Origin of the sequence: Clostridium algoriphilum, from assembly GCF_020443705.1 — a bacterium.
GTDB classification, from domain to species: Bacteria; Bacillota; Clostridia; order Clostridiales; family Clostridiaceae; genus Clostridium_AD; species Clostridium_AD algoriphilum.
Genome location: NZ_JAIZZK010000047.1, coordinates 1 through 17,535 on the forward strand (window position 1 = coordinate 1; position 17,535 = coordinate 17,535).

The window sequence follows — 17,535 nt, forward strand, 5'->3', positions numbered from 1 at the left end:
ACCATTCCACATTGGAACTTGATTAAAATTATTAGGTTGTGCTATAAACATAAAATATCCTCCTTAAAAATTATAATAAATTATCATATAAAGGTGTGATTAGTAATGATTTTTAATTAAGTTTTAGCATAGAGTGCTGTGGGATTATAATAGCAGTGCTTCCCTACGTTAACTTGAAAAGAACCACTACCATTAAAAGGAAAAAGATATGGACAACCTGGTGCAAAGGGATTAAAGTACCACAATGCTTCACCTGTTGTATTTAATCTATTGCCAGCTAAAGCCCAATCTGCAATATCATAATGTATCTGTTCTGGTGGACTTGCCCAAATAGTTTGAGGGTTAGCCGCGCCACCAAGTACAGAAGATGCACAATCAAATTGTCCCGTCTGGAATATAACCTTTCTTACATCACCTTGACATATCGTAAGATACTCACCATTAGGTACATTAACTCTGTTCATAACTACAGAGGCGACGGCTTTCATTCCGTTTTCTCCTTCTCCACCAGCTTCACACTTTATTATTCTAGCCAGTAACTCTCTAACACTGTAAGCCATTAATAGTCATCTCCTCAAATTCGCTATACGTTATTATTATATTGAGGATGCTGATAATAGTACTTAAAAAAGTAAAACAAGGCAGCTAATATACCTATATAGTTAAAACATAGAGCTTTTTAAATGTGTTATGAATATAATATCGTATATTGTGAATATAAGTGTTATATGATAAAAGCCATTTATAAATAGGACAAAAAGCACACAACATAATTAAAATTATCTTGAATGCTTTTCATATATTGCAAATAAGAATGCCTCTGGTAGCTCCAGAGGTTTTTATTATTTAACTAATTTTAATTTTGGGTGTTTTTGACTATCCCCCCGAAAAGGTGGATTAAGCGAATAGTTATTTGGACCTAGCTATGGCGCCAGCTGGAATTGAGTTGATTTAAGACATTTAAATAGTTTTTAACTTTTAAAACATATAAAAACCCATTAAAATATGTCAAAAATAAATAAGTAGTAGTTATGACACATAAAAACACCGATAAACTACCTTTTTAAAACGTATATTTTTTCAAATAGTGCCTAATCCCCCTTTCCGGGGGGACGGGCAAAAATACCCTACTTGCAGATGGATAGTATTTAAGATTCAGATATTAGATTGTCGATAAAAATAACAATACTGCATCTAGGGGTACCAGTGCAGTATTGTTCTCATAAGTTATCATATTAAAAGGATAGTATTTTAAATTATTAAAATTTTGTTCACTGCATCATATAAAGTTAAGGAATAAGAATTGAGTTAAATTTAATTAAACTTAATTAAATTTGTATAGAGGAACATAATATCTATTTTAACTCACTACTAAATATTAATGCTATTTCTATTCTAAAAAGGTATAGGTAATTATATTATCTATACTAACTTGTTTAATGCATTCGTTAATTTAACATTTTCACTGTAATCTACGGGACAATCTATAATAGCAGGAACGTTTTGAGCAATCGCTTCTTGTAATGTTGGTATTAAGTCCTCTGCTTTTGTTATTCTGTATCCTTTTGCCCCCATAGCCTCTGCATACATAACAAAGTCTGGATTCGTAAATCGTACATTCATGTCCTCACCATACCTATCCTGTTGCTTCCATTTTATAAGTCCATAGCAGGCATCATTGAATATCAATGTCACAAAAGGTGTTTTTATTCTTAGTGCAGTTTCTATTTCCTGACTATTCATCATAAATCCACCATCACCAGTGACTGCTACAACTTTTCTTTGAGGATTGACAAGTTTTGCTGCCACTGCTCCAGGTACTGCAATTCCCATTGAGGCAAATCCATTCGATATTAGGCAAGTATTGGGCTTTACAGATCTATAATGACGTGCAATCCACATCTTATGAGCACCTACATCAGAAATAACAATATCATCATCACCCATTACCTTCCTTAAATCATACAATATTTTTTGTGGTTTCATTGGATAGCTAAAATCTTTTGCATAAGATTCATAATTAGCTTCCATTTTCGTTTTTATATGTAGAGCAAAAACTGGTTCTACTACCCTATTAGCAAGTGCACTTATTTCATTAATAGAATAAGATATATCACCAATTACCTCTACCTCAGGTATGTAACATTTATTAACTTCAGCATTTTCCTCTGCAATATGAATAATTTTAATATTCTCATTCTTGTTCCATTTTTTAGGATCATATTCAACTATATCATATCCTACAGCAATTACTAAATCTACTTTTTCAAACAAACGATTTACATAGTCGCGTTGTGCAAGTCCGATACTCCACAAAGACAACGGATTTTTATATGAAACAACTCCTTTTGCCATAAAAGTGTTAGCTACAGGAATTCTTAGCTTTTCCACCATTTCTGTTAGTGCTTTACTAGCTTTTGAACGTATTATCCCATTACCAGCAAGAATAACTGGGTTTTCAGCATTACTTATAGCGTCTGCGGCTCTTTTAATACTACTATATGTGGCATAACTTTTTTCAATATCTCCATGGCCAAGTGGTCTTCCTAGTGCTGCCATTGAGGCTATATTTTCTGGTAAATCTATATGGACAGCTCCTGGCTTTTCACCTATCGCCAATTTAAAAGCTTTCCTTATAATTTCCGGTGCTGTATCTGGTCTTACAATCTGTTTGTTCCATTTAGTAATTGGTGCAAACATTGAAATTAGATCTAGGTGTTGATGAGATACAAGATGCATTCTATCAGTTCCAGCTTGTCCTGTAATAGCTACCAAAGGGGCACCATCCATATTAGCATCAGCAACTCCAGTCATTAGATTTGTTGCTCCTGGGCCAAGAGTTGAGAGACATACGCCAGGAGTACCCGTTAAACGGCCATAAACATCTGCCATAAAAGCTGCTCCTTGTTCATGACGAGTTGTAATAAACTTGATTTTGGAATCCTTGAGTGCATGTAAAAATGTAAGATTCTCTTCTCCTGGTATCCCAAATATATACTTAACTCCTTCATTTTCAAGACATTGTACCATTAGTTCTGAAGTATTTAGTTTTTTAACATTCTTCTTTACATCTAATTTTTGCACTTTAATTTCATGTACATCCATTATTTTTTCTTCCTCCCATATAGTTATGTTTTAACCTACCATTTATAATTTTAAACACATTTTGCATTATGTTTAGATAAGATAAAATTTATGCATTATATTTGTTATGTTGAATATTATTATTCAATTGTGTTTTCTTAATCCGCAGTAATTAATATAAATTAATTTATCCACATTTTTGCTGTTTATTTTTTAAAAAAACCACTATAACAGCTTAAATACCTTCATTTCTTATTTTATATTAAATTAATTATGTTTACAATACTATCCTGGTATAAATGTTAAAATATTCAATAATTATACAATATTAAAATTTATTCCAAAATATTATTTCTTATCAACATTATAAATATTATTTTTTATTGTGTAAGTTTAACAAAATTATTTTAAGCATATTAATTTCCAACCATATTTACATTAGAAATTAGTACCTATAGACATCGTAAATTACAGAATTATAATTTAAATGGATATAGGTACCAATTAGCTACTAATTTAATAAATAATCCACCTTTTGAGCTACATTTTTAAGAATCTTCTCTTATCTCATAATATTTAAATATTATACTAATGAATCATTCTTAATATTGCTATAGCTATAGTAACCATAGCTGCACCACCAAGTCTTGTAGCCACTTGAGCAAAAGGCATAAGCCCCAATCTACCACCAGCTGTTAGAATAGCTACATCGCCTGTTCCACCTTGCCCACTATGGCAAGCTGTTACCATTGCAGCTTCAACTGGATTCATGTTCATTCGCTTACCAACAAACCAACCAACAACAACAACCGTTAGTACTGTAGATACTATTACTATTAGATATCTAGGATTAATAAGAACAGCAACAAGGTCTTCCCATGGTGTTTTAGCAACTCCTATACCTAGTAGCAATGGTACAGTAACAGCTGTTACTATAAATTTAAAAAGTGCATATCCACCTTTTTCAATGCTATCAGGAATAGCTCCTGCTGCTTTCGCTATTACAACAGCTAAGAGCATAACAATAGGTGCCGGCAATCCAATTACAGAGTTTACAAATACACCACCTAAATAAAGAGTAAACGCTAAAATACCTGCTACTGCCATTTTAGCTAAATCAATCTTTATATCAGCATTAGCTTTATTTCCATCTTTTGCAAGCTTTAATATTTCATCATCGCCACCTGATTTTAATAATGCACCATTACCTGAATATTGAGGGTATTTTTCACCTATATGTTTTAACATACCTGCAAGAACAATAGCTGTTAAACTTCCTAGCATTATACAAGGAAGAACTTGTGCAAATAATGTATCTACATCTTTTCCTAGAATAGCTGCATACCCCATAGCTAAAGGAAGAGCTCCTTCGCCAACACCACCAGCCATAATTGGTGCAACTATATAGAAAAACGTTTTATACGGACCCACACCTAGTAATGTGCCTACCCCTATTCCTACTGCTGTTGCCGAAATTGTAGCTACTATAAGAGGAACCATCATTCTTAGAAAAGCCTTAATAAGAACTTGTCTGTTCATACTACAGATACTTCCAACTACAATACAAGCGATAAACACATACAAGAAATTAGTTTGATCCATAAAAGTAGTTACAGCATCAACTGCTTGTTTAGGTATAAGCTTGGCGTATACCATATAAGAAGGTAAAAACGTTGCCATTATAACAGTACCACCAACATTTTTAATAATAGGTAATCTCTTTCCGATTTCTGCACAAGTAAATCCATATAGCACCATAATTGCTGAAGCACCTAGCATATCATTAGGCATTATGCCTCTAGCTAGTAAAGCAAAAACTACAATCAAAAGTGCTAGATATACACCTAGTGGTATAATTCCAATTTTGAAACTAAAAATTTTTTTAATGATATCGCTCTTACCAATTCCTTTCTTTTCTAGCTCTTTAATTGTTCCTATATTATTCACTAGTAATCCCCCTACTTTTTATTTTTATAATTTACCCTTTAACTACTCAAAAATAAACAATAATTATTTAATCTACCATATTATTCTAATATTTTTCTCTTGTATAAACATAACCATCCATTATCCTTCTTGCTGTTCTTACAACTTTTACATATTCAATTTTTCCATTGTTAACATTAGCAATCGTTTCCATAATTCCGCCTGGATGTGCTATTTTCAACATATTACTATTATTACTTTTAACTATTTTGTTAACTAAAGTTCCTTCAATATTAGCCGCTACTGTTATACATACCGCACCAGTTATTGCAATCTCTTTATGTGGTTTTTGCATTGACATCATTCTAACAACTACATCCATTTTTTCTTTATTCCTTTTGTTTCCACTTAAATCTACATATTCTGAAGGTGTCGATATAATGGTAGCTTTTGGTACTGCTGGAGACATCTTTGTAGCCTCTTCTTTATTTGCGAAGCCACACATCGCTGCGGCTATTGAACGTATTTCTTCTATTATCTTTAAATCGTTTTCAGTAAACTCATCTGGTAACTCAGTTCCATTTAGACCAATATCATTAGCATTTATAAATACTAATGGATTTGCAGCATCAACAATTGATATATTTATTTCTCCTATAGATGTTTTTATTGAATCCATTACACTACCTGTAGGTAAAAGTTTCCCTGTAACTGAACCTTCTGAATTATAAAATGAAAGATATACTGGCGATCCTGAATTAGGTACTCCAGATATACAAGTATCTCCCTGAACCTTAGCCTGTTCATTTTCAATTTCTACTTCTGATACAATTAATTTATTTGTATTTATATTCAATATTCTGACTTTTGTTTTGGAATTTGTTATTGCTACAAGACCTTCATTAACAGCAAATGGAGCAACTGCTGATAAAATATTACCACAGTTTCCTTTAAAATCAACCATTTGGTCTGTTAAGCTAACTTGAGCAAATATATATTCAATGTCATAATTATTTTTATCAGATTTTTTTATTATTGCTACTTTACTAGTTAATGAATTTGCACCACCTAATCCATCAATCTGTCTAGCATCTGGACTACCCATAACATCTAAAAGGAAATTACTCCATTTATTTTTATCTTTAGGCATATCATTATACTTGAAAAATACACCTTTACTTGTACCTCCTCTCATTATAGTACATGCCACTTTAGTCATTCTTATGACCTCCTTTTACAAGTTGTTTAATCACTATTATACCAAACAAATTTTGTATTAATAGTATTATTTTACAACATACGAAGTCGAAACACTCTACTCTCTACTTATAGGCATTAATTACCTGATAAATTTTATTTAATAAATCATCCATTGAATGTTTTCTACTTCGCCCACATACCTTTGCATTTTCATTGCATAGAAGGCACTTTCTTTGAGCTAAATTTAGCTGCCTTCTACTAATTTGTTCTCCATTTGTATTAATTACATCAAAATCAAATATTCTTCCCAAATCGTTTTTTTCCTCAATAGATACTGTAATCTTTTTTAATTGTATAGGATCCATGTCTATATTGAGGAATGCTTCTGTTCCCGCAGCTGTAACATTAACTGCTTTATGAACTACATTTACATTTTGTATACCTAATTCTTTTTCCAATAGCTTAATACCTAATTCATGAGCTTTTTTAAAAATGATATTGTTTTTTACTTGCCCTGGTATATTCAATGTAAAAGAAACTAATGTAGTTTTAAACATACTAATTAATTTTATTTGTGTTCTTGCTCGTTTTTCCCTTGCTTCAAGTATTTGTTTAAGAATAATGCTCTCACTATACATTAATTATTATCCTTTCTACTTTACTTGTCTAATAACATCAATTATTGAACCATCTCTATATTCTACTACACCAACAATTTTATCTAAATATTCAATTGCCTTAGGTTTTCCAGTAATTTTTTCTGCTTTTTCCTTAAGTTCTTCTATAGAGAATACAGGTAGTTTTGCATTAGTAAGTTTTTCAATTAAATCCTGTCTTAAAGGATTTACGGCTATTCCTCTATCTGTTACAACTACATCTATACTTTCACCTGGAGTTATTACGGTATTTACTCTATCAACAATAGTGGGTATTCTCCCTCTAATTAATGGTGCTACTATCATTGTAAGCTTTGCACCTGCAGCAGTATCACAATGTCCGCCTGAAGCACCTCTCAACACTCCATCTGATCCTGTTATTACGTTAACATTAAAGTCAGTGTCTATTTCTAAAGCACTTAAAATAACTATATCTAACTTATTAACAACGCAACCTTTATTATGAGGGTTTGCATAAAAAGATGCACTAATTTCGCAATGATCTGCGTTCTCACCTATTGATTTTGCCGCTATTAAATCAAAACTTTGAGTATCATATAATTTAGATATTAATCCTTCCTTTTGCATTTGTACAAATTGTCCTGTTATTCCACCTAATGCAAAACTAGCTTTAATGTCTTTTGCAATCATTTTTTCTCTTATGAATCTTGCAACTGCTAACGATGCACCACCTGTACCACATTGAATAGAGAACCCTGAAACAAAATATCCTGAAAATTCAATTGTTGCTGCTGCATATTTAGCAATTAATAATTCCCTTGGATCCTTAGTATACCTTGTAGCTCCTGATACTATTCCACTTGGATCTGCAATTGAATCTATTTTCACTATATAATCTACGTCAGTTTGTAAAATACTTGCAGGTACATTTGGGTACTTTACTAAGTTATCTGTAATAAGAACAACCTTATCTGCATATTCTGCATCTACTTTAGCATATCCTAGTGAACCACAAAATGATTTTCCACTGTATCCATTTGCATTACCATATTCGTCACAGCAAGGTGCCCCTAAAAAAGCAACATCAATTTGCAATTCTCCAGCTTCAATGGCTCTGGCCCTACCACCGTGTGAACGGATTATTATAGGAATTTCTAAAATGCCATTCGATATAGTTTCTGCTAAAGGTCCTCTAACACCACTAGTAATTATTTTTGTTATAACGCCATCTTTTATGTGTTTAATTACTGGTTCATGTACACAATTTAATGAACTTGATGCTAATGTTAAATTTTTAATTCCTAGCTTAGCTATGGAATCTAGCACCATATTTAAAATATAATCTCCCTCTCTAAAGTGATGATGAAATGATATTGTCATACCATCTTTAAGCTGGGTCTCAATTATTGCCTTTTCAATGCTATCTAATAACTTGCTCTCTCCAGGTAGAATCTGAGATATTTTACGTCCATATCTACGTTTTACAGGTTGAAAACTAAATGGTCCATTATAAGGTATTAGTTCACCAATTCCTTCTATATATTCTGGTATATCTCTTCCTATTTTATTTTTAGGCAATTTGATCCCCTCCTTCATTTATAATTATTCCTGCTGCTTCTGCTAACATAAGTGCTCTTTGCGCTCTCTCTAATATTGGCTTATCTACCATTTTTCCATCTAGAGACACTACTCCTGAACCTTTCTTTTTAGCATCTGCGGCTGCCTTTATAATTCTTATAGATTTATCTATTTCCTTTTTTGATGGTGTATATATTTCATGAACTGGTCCTATTTGTCTTGGATTAATTACAGATTTTCCATCAAATCCTAACTGTTTAATTAATTTAACTTCATCTTTAAAACCCTCTTCATTATTTACATCTGAGTATACTGTATCCAAAGCATATATCCCAGCTGCTCTTGCTGCAAGTAATATTTGACTTCTTGCCACTAAAAGCTCAATTCCTCCTGGCGAACGTGTTGTTTTTAGATTTGTTACATAGTCTTCTGCACCAATTGCTATACCCATAAGTCTTTTGCTAGCAGTCGCTATTGTCTGTGCATTTAGTACGCCTAATGCTCCTTCAATTGCAGCCATCATTTTTGTCTTTCCTAATGGTATTCCTGCTTCCTTTTCTATCCTTTCAATTTCAACTTCTACATCTATAACGTCCTGTGCACTTTCTGTTTTCGGAAGTCTTATAACATCTGGTTGAGCTCTTACTATAGCTTCCAAATCTTCTATTCCATATGGTGTATCTAGTCCATTTATTCTTACTACTGTTTCTACACCTTCGTAGTCAATACTTTTTAATGCATTATAAACTAAAAATCTAGCAGCATCTTTCTCATTAATAGATACTGAATCTTCTAAATCAAACATTATTGAATCTGCACCATATATATGCGCATCTTTAACCATTCCAGGATTGTTTCCAGGTACATACATCATTGTTCTTCTTAACTTATACATTATTTTTCCACCCCCCAGTTGAAATGAGTTTTATCTGCCGCCCTAAGAACTGCTGTTTCTACTCTCGCCTTTATAACACAATCTAATGCTCCTTGGTCATTAACGCGAACTAGAGCACTTACTATACCTAAAGATGATAATGTATCCGTTATAACTTTCTTTATTTGATCTCCAAATTGTTTCCCAACAGAACTCTTTAGTTCTATAATCACCTCATTATCTGGATTTGGCTCTACCACTACTGTAATATCACTGGATTCTAAAGTTCCCGCTATAGCTGTATTTAATATTTTCATAAGTAACCCTCCCTATATAAAATTTAGTTATATTAAATTTTATTAATTTTATATTATTCCAATTATTGACATACCTTCTCTTGACATTAAGAAATTGTAAGTCGTATCAGGTACTAAGCTCCTCACCTCCAGGAATTTATTTTCCTTAATTAATTTTCTAACTGTAGATGCACTTGTTATATTCCCTCCAATTTCGATTCTTGGGACTTCAATAACCTCTACATTACCTTTAGGCAACATTTCTTTCATTGTGTCATTATAATTTTTAGTAACTAGACATAACGGTTCTTCACCTACATAACGCTTATTAATTCCTAAAGCTGGCACTATATATTTCATGAAAATTTGTATGTCTAATAAACAATGTGTTTTTACAGCTTCATTTTGTTTTTTCATAAAATACGACGGGAATGTAGCACTTGAAATTATATAATTTTGACTTTTGTGAAGGATTACATTCTTTAAATGACTTAGGCCTTCTTTAACTAATTTATATCTTATATAAGATGGAAAAACTGACTTATCCTCTGATACAACAAAAACATGAACTACATCACTTTCCCTTGAAGCTTTTTCAATCAAGTATTTATGCCCTAATGTAAATGGATTACAGTTTACAACAACACTTGAAATTACATCACCACTAATTTTTTCTTTTTTTAAATTATTTATATATTTTTTTATTCCACAAGGATCATTTTCAAGTAAAAGAACTTTATTAGGAACTTCAGCAATTTTATAAAAACCTAACTCTTGAAAAACTCTATGATTTTTAGGTTTTGTATAAACAAATAAATGAGTATTTCCTCTTCTATATTGTTCACTAATTAAATCAGATATTATTGTATTAGATATACCCATTTGCTTGTAATTATCATCTACTGCAATACACTTTAGAATTTTACCTTCAGATGATCCAGTTGCAATTATTTTATTGTCATCATACAATGCAACTGTATACTCTATATTTTCTTCGAATTTAAGACCTTGTTTCAGTAATAATTTTTTTATATCATATAACTTACTAGAATGCTTATCTTCAATAATAATCTCATCTAAGTTTAAATACCCCATATATATTACTCCTTTCCCAATATATTAATTAACATCAGAATATTTATCTTATTGTTCAATAAAACTATGCTCTAGCTGTACCAAGTTTTTTGGCTACACTTGTAACCGCATATGCAGCAGCTTCACAAACGCCTTTGTTAAACACACTTGGTACTATATATTCTACATTTAGTTCACTGTCATCTATTAAATCTGCAATTCCCTTTGCTGCTGCAAGTTTCATTTCATCACATATGTCTTTTACCCTTACTTCTAAAGCACCCTTAAATATACCTGGAAAGACCAATACATTGTTTATTTGATTTGGGAAATCCGATCTTCCTGTAGCCACGACTTTAGCTCCACCGGCTCTTGCCTCATCTGGCGATATTTCTGGAACAGGGTTAGCAAGTGCAAAAACTACACTATCTTTATTCATTGTTTTTACCATTTTTTTATTTAGTACGTTTGCCACTGAGAGACCAATAAAAACATCCTTGTCTTTAATTACTTCTTCTAATCTGCCTTTTTCAAAGCTTCTGTTTGTTACTTTTGCTATTTTTACCTGTGCTATATTTAATGTGGAATCACTCTCAACAAGAGCACCATTTATATCACACAATACTATATTTTTTACTCCCGCAGAGTTTAGTAGCTTAGCTACTGCAATACCTGAAGCACCTGCGCCATTTATAACAACCTTTATATTACCTATACTCTTTTTTACTATTTTTAGTGCATTATACAACCCTGCTAAAACTGCAATGGCAGTGCCATGTTGATCATCATGATATACAGGTATGTCCAAAATTTCTTTTAATCTATCCTCAATATAAAAGCACTCAGGAGATTTAATATCTTCAAGATGTATTCCACCAAAACCAGGTGAGATATTTTTTATTGTATTCACTATATCATCTGAATTTGTAGAGTCTATACTTATTGGAATTGCATCAACATCTGCAAATTTTTTAAGTAATAGTGCTTTACTCTCCACTACTGGAAGACCTGCTTCCGGTCCAATGTTCCCCAATCCCAAAACTGCTGTTCCATTTGTAATTACAGCCACGGTCCTTCCTTTCATTGTGTACATATATGCCTTGTCTTTATTTTTAGCTATTTCCATGCAAGGACCAGCTATGCCTGGTGTATATACTGCAGCTAAATCCTTGCCATTATTTACTTCCATCATTCCGACAACTTCTAATTTACCTCTTTTTTCTTTGTGTAAGGTTAATACTGCTTCTTTTATACTCATATTCATCTTTTTACATTGAACTGTGATATAGTCGCAGTTCAACTACCCCCTCTCTACTTCTTAAATTTAATTTTAAAACTAAATTAGATTGCGAAAACGTATACTTGCATTTAAGTTTACTAAATTACTATTGTATACCTGTATACAATAGTAATTTTAAAATATACAGGTATAAATTTACATCGTATACCTGTATACAGTCTTAACTAACTTCTTTATAAAACCATTATATTCCTTAAGATAATATTTTGCAACCATTTTACAGAATATACATTTAATGTTTTTCCTTGAACTTTATGTAAGCATTGCTACTATAATTTAAGGTGATGAATATTTATACAACACTAAAACAAATGGATTTTATTTGCAAGAAACTCTTTTGCGTGTACGGTGTGTTTTCTACCTATCTTTTCTGCAAAAACCTCATCTTTTTTTTCAAAAGCCTCTACTATTTCTTTATGTTCTACCAATGCCTCTTTTACTCTTTTGTTCATAACTAATGTAAAATTTCTTAACCTTATTAAATATTCATAAATTTGCTTCATTTGATTTATTAGTCTACTATTTCCACAAGAAAAAAGTATAGTTTCATGGAATTCTTTGTGTAGACCCCAATACCCTGACATATCATCATTAATGATACACTTTTCCATTTTAGATATAACTTCTTTTAATACCGTAATCTGTAATGTAGATAATTTAAGACATGCTAGCCTAAATTCTAAACCCTCAAGTACTTCTCTCATTTCATAAATCTCTATAATATCTTTTTTGGATATTCCCTTAACAATAGTCCCTTTCCTTGGAATGTTTTCAGCTAAACCTTCAACTTCCAATTTTCTTAAAGCTTCTCTAACAGGAGTTCTACTAACCCCCATATTCTCTGCTAAAGAAGTTTCAACTAGTCTCTCTCCTTGCTCTAAGTCTCCACCAATTATTGCCATTCTAAGTTTTTCAAAAACTATGTCTCTAATAGGTCTTAAATCTGTAGTTTCAATTTTCTCAAATAATGGATTCATATAATCAATTCCTCAATTTCTTTCAAATTTTTACGATTACTTATAATTTAAGTATACAATATGGTTTTTTGAATTACAATTATATTTGTATAATTATTAATTTTTATAAATATGTATCACTTTTATCTAAGTATTGGTCTACAAGATATAAAAATATTGTTAAACCAAGCAAATCAGCACTTCCACCAGGGCTTATATTTTTCTCTATAAACTCTTCACATAAACTATTAATGCCTTTCCTGCCAATATCAGTTTTCATACCTCCAAATTTAATTATTTGTATAGCCTTTTCTCTTACCTCATTTAGAACCTGTGGGTTATGTCTATAAATGATTGTAGAGTCATCACAAATCTGCATTATCCCAATTAGTGTATGAACTAACCTATCATTAACATTTAGCTCACAATTTTGTTTGTAAAAATCAAGAGCAAAATTAAAAACTGTTGGAATGCCTCTTTCCACTTCACCTCGTACGCCTTCAGTTTTATACTTAAAAAATAGCTTTTCACCGTGACTTAATTCCACATTATCTTTTAAAACTAAAAGTTCCTTCTCTACTAGTCCTTTAGTCATTTTCTTTATAATATCCTGAATATATTTAAATCCCTTTTTTTCATAAATTGCTTTTCCTGTTGCTGCACAAGCTATACCAATTAAGAAAAGCATACCCTTATGGGTATTAATGCCCTTTGTTTTAGCAAACATATCTTTCTCAGCTTCAACACCGATGAGTCTAACTCCATCAAAAATCTCCTTACATGTTTTATGTGAAAAACCTTCCTGAACAAATAAAGGTAAATATTTACTCAAAGTCGATGTACTATCAATAAATGTATAGAAATTCATATCTTTATGGGCGCCATAAGACACAGGTGATACTAATCCTGGTGATGGATAACAAGATACTTCATATATCATTGCTTGGATTGCAAAGCTACTAATTATCATTGAAATACTATTTATTGTAAATGCTTTTTCATTTTTCATTTATCTCTCCAATTATTCTTTGAAATTATTTTATAGTCATAAAGTATACTCAAGGTATTTAAATAAAGTTGTCTAATATTATTATTTACTCCAACATATGTATTTTAAAGTAATTATAGTATAATCCTTAATTTTTTATAATCCTATTAAAATTTCCAAATTTACTGATTTACATTCTTATATCAAGCTAAATTAACAATAAGTTGTAAATAAGTTATACATTGTTGTTGAAACAACATAATAAGTTCATATTAAATAGAACCTTTTTAAATGTGTAATGAATATTTTGTAGTGAGCTTAACCCTTTAAAATTTATATTAATTAATAAATGTTCAAAAAAGAAAATTAATGTAATTCAAGCCATTATGTACCGTTTATAGTGTCACTACATGGCTTATTTTTTAAGTTTAAATAGTTCATATTTAACAGTATTACATACTTTATAGACATATCAATTCGTGTACTGGAGTTTCTAAAGCTTCTGATATTTTAATTAATACATTTAAACTAGGATTACTTTTAGCTTCACCCTCTAAATAAGATATATACTGACCAGTTTTTCCAATTCTTCTGCCTAACTCTCTTTGGCTTATATCTAACCTTTCTCTGTTTTTTTTTATGTTTTCACTTAACATTATTTCACCACCTAAATATATTTAATATTATTATGGTATACAAAATAATATTTGTCAAATATTACCATAAATATGATTGAGGTATACTATAGTTTATTGATACAAATTGCATCATTAACAGCTCTTTGTATCAGCTATATATAAATTACTACCTAACTGAGACTTTAACGACATTTTTAGATATTAACATCGTTGCAATCGCAATAATTATTGTTACTAGTACATCCTTAATATACTAAACCCCACATCTAATGATATGGGGTTACTTGAGACGACATAAAAGAAGATTATGACCTAACTTTAATACTGCATACCAAGCCTTGTGCCCATAATCTTCAGAAATCCTTTCGCAAATAAATCATATCAACAAGTTGGACACCATTTTCAAAAATAGGTTTATCGTAATTGTCGATGAAAAATTTTTTTACTTTATGAGTAACCTTAAATTTGCAATGCTCGTAAAAAGGAATTGTCAAAGGGCTATCTCCAGTACCTACAATCATCGTTTTGCACTTGCCTTTATAGTATTCAAAAATATACTTTACTAGGCTACTTCCATATCCTCGTCCTTGAAACTTTTCGTATGTGGCTAAATTTTTTAGTTCATATTCACCGCCGTTTTCTTTTGTTACGACACAAATACTTTTCAAATCTCCATCATATAATGCAAAAAATTCTCCTTTATATAAATACTTATCAATCATATTCTCTTGTTCATCGGCTAAAAGCAATAAATCTAAAAAATCTTTTTTATTATTCTCTATGATTTTGACTTCCATATGACCCTCCTGTTATATAAAATAATCTTCAAGTCGTAATTAACTACTTTAATATTGACATCATTTGAGACGGCATATATGAAAAAATCCATTTAACATAATAAGTCTGTATATAACAAATGTCGTGAAAAATTAGTTCCATGACATTTGTCTTTTTTAAAAATAAAAATCACTTGATTTCATACAACATAATAAAAGGTTATAGTGAATGGCTTTTATCGTTGGTTAAGATAATAACATCAAAATTATTTTGAAAATATACTCTGTCTGTTTGCTTGCAATTTCTTTGATGTCAGCTGAATGACCAATTCCTCAATTGCTGATATGCTTGCTACAATACAAATTATATACATCAACACAGTTGTATGAATATAAGGAAGCCATAATGGAAATATGAATAAAACTATACCCGTTATTTTATTTCCGTAAGTGTGAAGCATTGCAAAGGTTTTATATTTTTTCATGGCTACAACCATCGATGCTAATCTGATAATAGCAATTGAAACAATCCAAATGACGATTTCAGTTGCAAAATTTACGATTGGGTAAAGTACAAGTAATAATATACCTATCATTATCATATCAGCCAAGGAATCAAGCTTTTCACCAAGTCTGCTTGTTGTCCCTGTCTTTCTGGCAATAACCCCATCCAGAACATCACTGAATCCACAAATAATATATATTGCGTAAAAGGCTATGCTTAATGGCTTAATAAAAATCAAAATCAAAGAAAAAATTATTCTACTAAGAGATATAAAATTTGGTATTGCTTTCATCTCATCACATCCCAAATAGTATTATACTATTAATAATGTATATTCCAAATTCTAAAAAGAAAGCCATTCAATATAATGTTGGTTATCATGAACATCTGTTGTAACTGTAATAATAGTTAATGTCGTGAAAATTATATTTCACGTACTTTTTTGCTCTTAATAAGTTCCAGTTATTAGGTATAATCATATATTAAGAATTGAGAAGAATTTAAATGGAGGAATTATTAATGGCAAAAGTTGAGAAAAATATTTGGTCTTTTAAATATCCTGAATTTCAATTTGAAAAATGTGTGACTGGGTGGACCTGGTTTCCTTGTCCAACTTTGAGAGAGCCAGGTAGAATGTGCAAAAAAAACATTCAAGGGTTATGTAAAAAAACAAAAACTAGTCAGTTTAGAGTATTTGTTAAAATAACATATCCAGATAATGTAGGAGATGTTGTAAAGCGTGAAATTAATAGATGTAGTGATATTGCACTTGGAGTAGCCACTGGTATTATTATAAAAGCTGCAACAGCTTCTTCAGTTGTTGGTCCACAAGCGACAATTGCGGCTGCTATCGGTGCTATAGGGCCTGCTGCAAAAGCATATGGAGCATCATTTTATGCGTGTTTAGCTAGAACTTCTGTTTCTCAAGTAATACGTGATCAAATAAAAGCCTCTCTTTCTCATGAAGATAAAGCTATTACTGGTTGGAGAGGGTATTATGATGAGCCTATGTATGATGGATATAGTTATGAGCCTATGTATGAGAGAGATAGTTATGAGCCTATGTATGAGAGAGATAGTTATGAACCTATGTATAGCGAATATAATGTTGAAACTGTGAATAACGAATATAACCTATATAACCATAGTGATATTATCGAAATACCATAAATTGTATTCTAATCTCTATTAAAACTAGAATTTTTTTATTAATTAAGTATCAAAAAGTTACATTTAAATCATTTATAGTCTGTATTTTTAGGGGATACAGGCTTTTTTATTTTATAAGTAATCATATAAATAAACTAATACAAATTATTATTATTCAAATACTTCGCAAAAATTACAAATTTGACCTAACTCTATAGAAAGTATAGAATACTTTGATTATTGGCATATCACTATATATCCATAATAGTAAATATTCTCATTTTTACTACCCCTACTATGTAAGTACTTTGTAAATAAATATGTTTTTTACAAATACATATTTAAAAAAAGCCTAGCAATAATGGAGGCTGTAAATAATTTTGTGTAAACAGAATAAAATGTACTCTTTCTTGGCAATAATTGAGATAAGTGATTATCAAAGATTGTAAGGAGGAGTATTTTCATGTCAAACATTTCAAAAGAAATTTTAAGGGATTATATTAATGAGCAGAAGTTTACAAGTCCAGATGAGGTTTTAATAGCTATGAAGAGTATGTTTAGAGACGTTCTTCAG

General features: G+C 30.9%; 16 protein-coding genes. 1 reads left to right on the forward strand and 15 read right to left on the reverse strand.

Annotated elements, in window-relative coordinates; genetic code table 11:
- Positions 1 to 116: 116 nt before the first annotated feature.
- From LGK95_RS19910 to LGK95_RS19980, 15 genes are all read right to left on the reverse strand, one after another.
- Entirely contained in the window at positions 117 to 560 is a 444-nt protein-coding gene (locus tag LGK95_RS19910) for a cell wall hydrolase (RefSeq protein WP_226126661.1), read from the reverse strand.
- An 862-nt stretch (positions 561 to 1,422) separates the two neighbouring features.
- Complete coding sequence (locus LGK95_RS19915) at positions 1,423 to 3,105, reverse strand: acetolactate synthase large subunit (protein ID WP_226126662.1); 1,683 nt, start codon at positions 3,103 to 3,105, stop codon at positions 1,423 to 1,425.
- A gap of 567 nt (positions 3,106 to 3,672) precedes the next feature.
- On the reverse strand, positions 3,673 to 5,031 hold the full coding sequence (locus tag LGK95_RS19920) for a 2-hydroxycarboxylate transporter family protein (RefSeq protein ID WP_226126663.1): 1,359 nt from the start codon (positions 5,029 to 5,031) through the stop codon (positions 3,673 to 3,675).
- A gap of 85 nt (positions 5,032 to 5,116) precedes the next feature.
- Entirely contained in the window at positions 5,117 to 6,229 is a 1,113-nt protein-coding gene (locus tag LGK95_RS19925) for a 2-methylaconitate cis-trans isomerase PrpF family protein (protein WP_226126664.1), read from the reverse strand.
- A 103-nt stretch (positions 6,230 to 6,332) separates the two neighbouring features.
- Positions 6,333 to 6,848 (reverse strand): citrate lyase holo-[acyl-carrier protein] synthase, encoded by a 516-nt coding sequence (gene citX / locus LGK95_RS19930; protein ID WP_226126665.1) that lies wholly within the window; start codon positions 6,846 to 6,848, stop codon positions 6,333 to 6,335.
- Positions 6,849 to 6,863: 15 nt separating this feature from the next.
- Positions 6,864 to 8,405, reverse strand: a complete 1,542-nt coding sequence (gene citF, locus LGK95_RS19935) for a citrate lyase subunit alpha (protein WP_226126666.1) — start codon at positions 8,403 to 8,405, stop codon at positions 6,864 to 6,866.
- Positions 8,398 to 9,300 carry a citrate (pro-3S)-lyase subunit beta gene (citE, locus tag LGK95_RS19940; RefSeq protein WP_226126667.1) on the reverse strand — a complete coding sequence of 301 codons (903 nt, stop codon included), beginning with the start codon at positions 9,298 to 9,300 and terminating at the stop codon, positions 8,398 to 8,400. Before citE ends, citF begins: the two co-directional genes overlap by 8 nt.
- Positions 9,300 to 9,596 (reverse strand): citrate lyase acyl carrier protein, encoded by a 297-nt coding sequence (gene citD, locus LGK95_RS19945; RefSeq protein WP_226126668.1) that lies wholly within the window; start codon positions 9,594 to 9,596, stop codon positions 9,300 to 9,302. Before citD ends, citE begins: the two co-directional genes overlap by 1 nt.
- Before the next feature lie 48 nt (positions 9,597 to 9,644).
- A complete protein-coding gene (citC, locus tag LGK95_RS19950) occupies positions 9,645 to 10,670 on the reverse strand; it encodes a [citrate (pro-3S)-lyase] ligase (RefSeq protein WP_226126669.1) in 1,026 nt (341 codons plus the stop codon).
- A gap of 64 nt (positions 10,671 to 10,734) precedes the next feature.
- On the reverse strand, positions 10,735 to 11,913 hold the full coding sequence (locus LGK95_RS19955) for an NAD(P)-dependent malic enzyme (RefSeq protein WP_226126676.1): 1,179 nt from the start codon (positions 11,911 to 11,913) through the stop codon (positions 10,735 to 10,737).
- A 338-nt stretch (positions 11,914 to 12,251) separates the two neighbouring features.
- The gene (locus LGK95_RS19960) at positions 12,252 to 12,926 is read right to left on the reverse strand and encodes a GntR family transcriptional regulator (protein ID WP_226126670.1); all 675 of its coding nucleotides are present in this window, start codon (positions 12,924 to 12,926) and stop codon (positions 12,252 to 12,254) included.
- A gap of 103 nt (positions 12,927 to 13,029) precedes the next feature.
- Complete coding sequence (citG, locus tag LGK95_RS19965; RefSeq protein WP_226126671.1) at positions 13,030 to 13,914, reverse strand: triphosphoribosyl-dephospho-CoA synthase CitG; 885 nt, start codon at positions 13,912 to 13,914, stop codon at positions 13,030 to 13,032.
- A gap of 440 nt (positions 13,915 to 14,354) precedes the next feature.
- Entirely contained in the window at positions 14,355 to 14,549 is a 195-nt protein-coding gene (locus LGK95_RS19970; RefSeq protein WP_226126672.1) for a helix-turn-helix transcriptional regulator, read from the reverse strand.
- 335 nt (positions 14,550 to 14,884) lie between these two features.
- Positions 14,885 to 15,328, reverse strand: coding sequence for a GNAT family N-acetyltransferase (locus LGK95_RS19975; RefSeq protein ID WP_226126673.1), 444 nt, complete (start codon positions 15,326 to 15,328; stop codon positions 14,885 to 14,887).
- Positions 15,329 to 15,573: 245 nt separating this feature from the next.
- A complete protein-coding gene (locus LGK95_RS19980) occupies positions 15,574 to 16,104 on the reverse strand; it encodes a CDP-alcohol phosphatidyltransferase family protein (protein WP_226126674.1) in 531 nt (176 codons plus the stop codon).
- Positions 16,105 to 16,331: 227 nt separating this feature from the next.
- Between LGK95_RS19980 and LGK95_RS19985 the strand changes: the two genes are divergently transcribed.
- Positions 16,332 to 16,982: a hypothetical protein gene (locus tag LGK95_RS19985; protein ID WP_226126675.1), complete on the forward strand. Its 651-nt coding sequence runs from the start codon at positions 16,332 to 16,334 to the stop codon at positions 16,980 to 16,982.
- Positions 16,983 to 17,535: the final 553 nt, after the last annotated feature.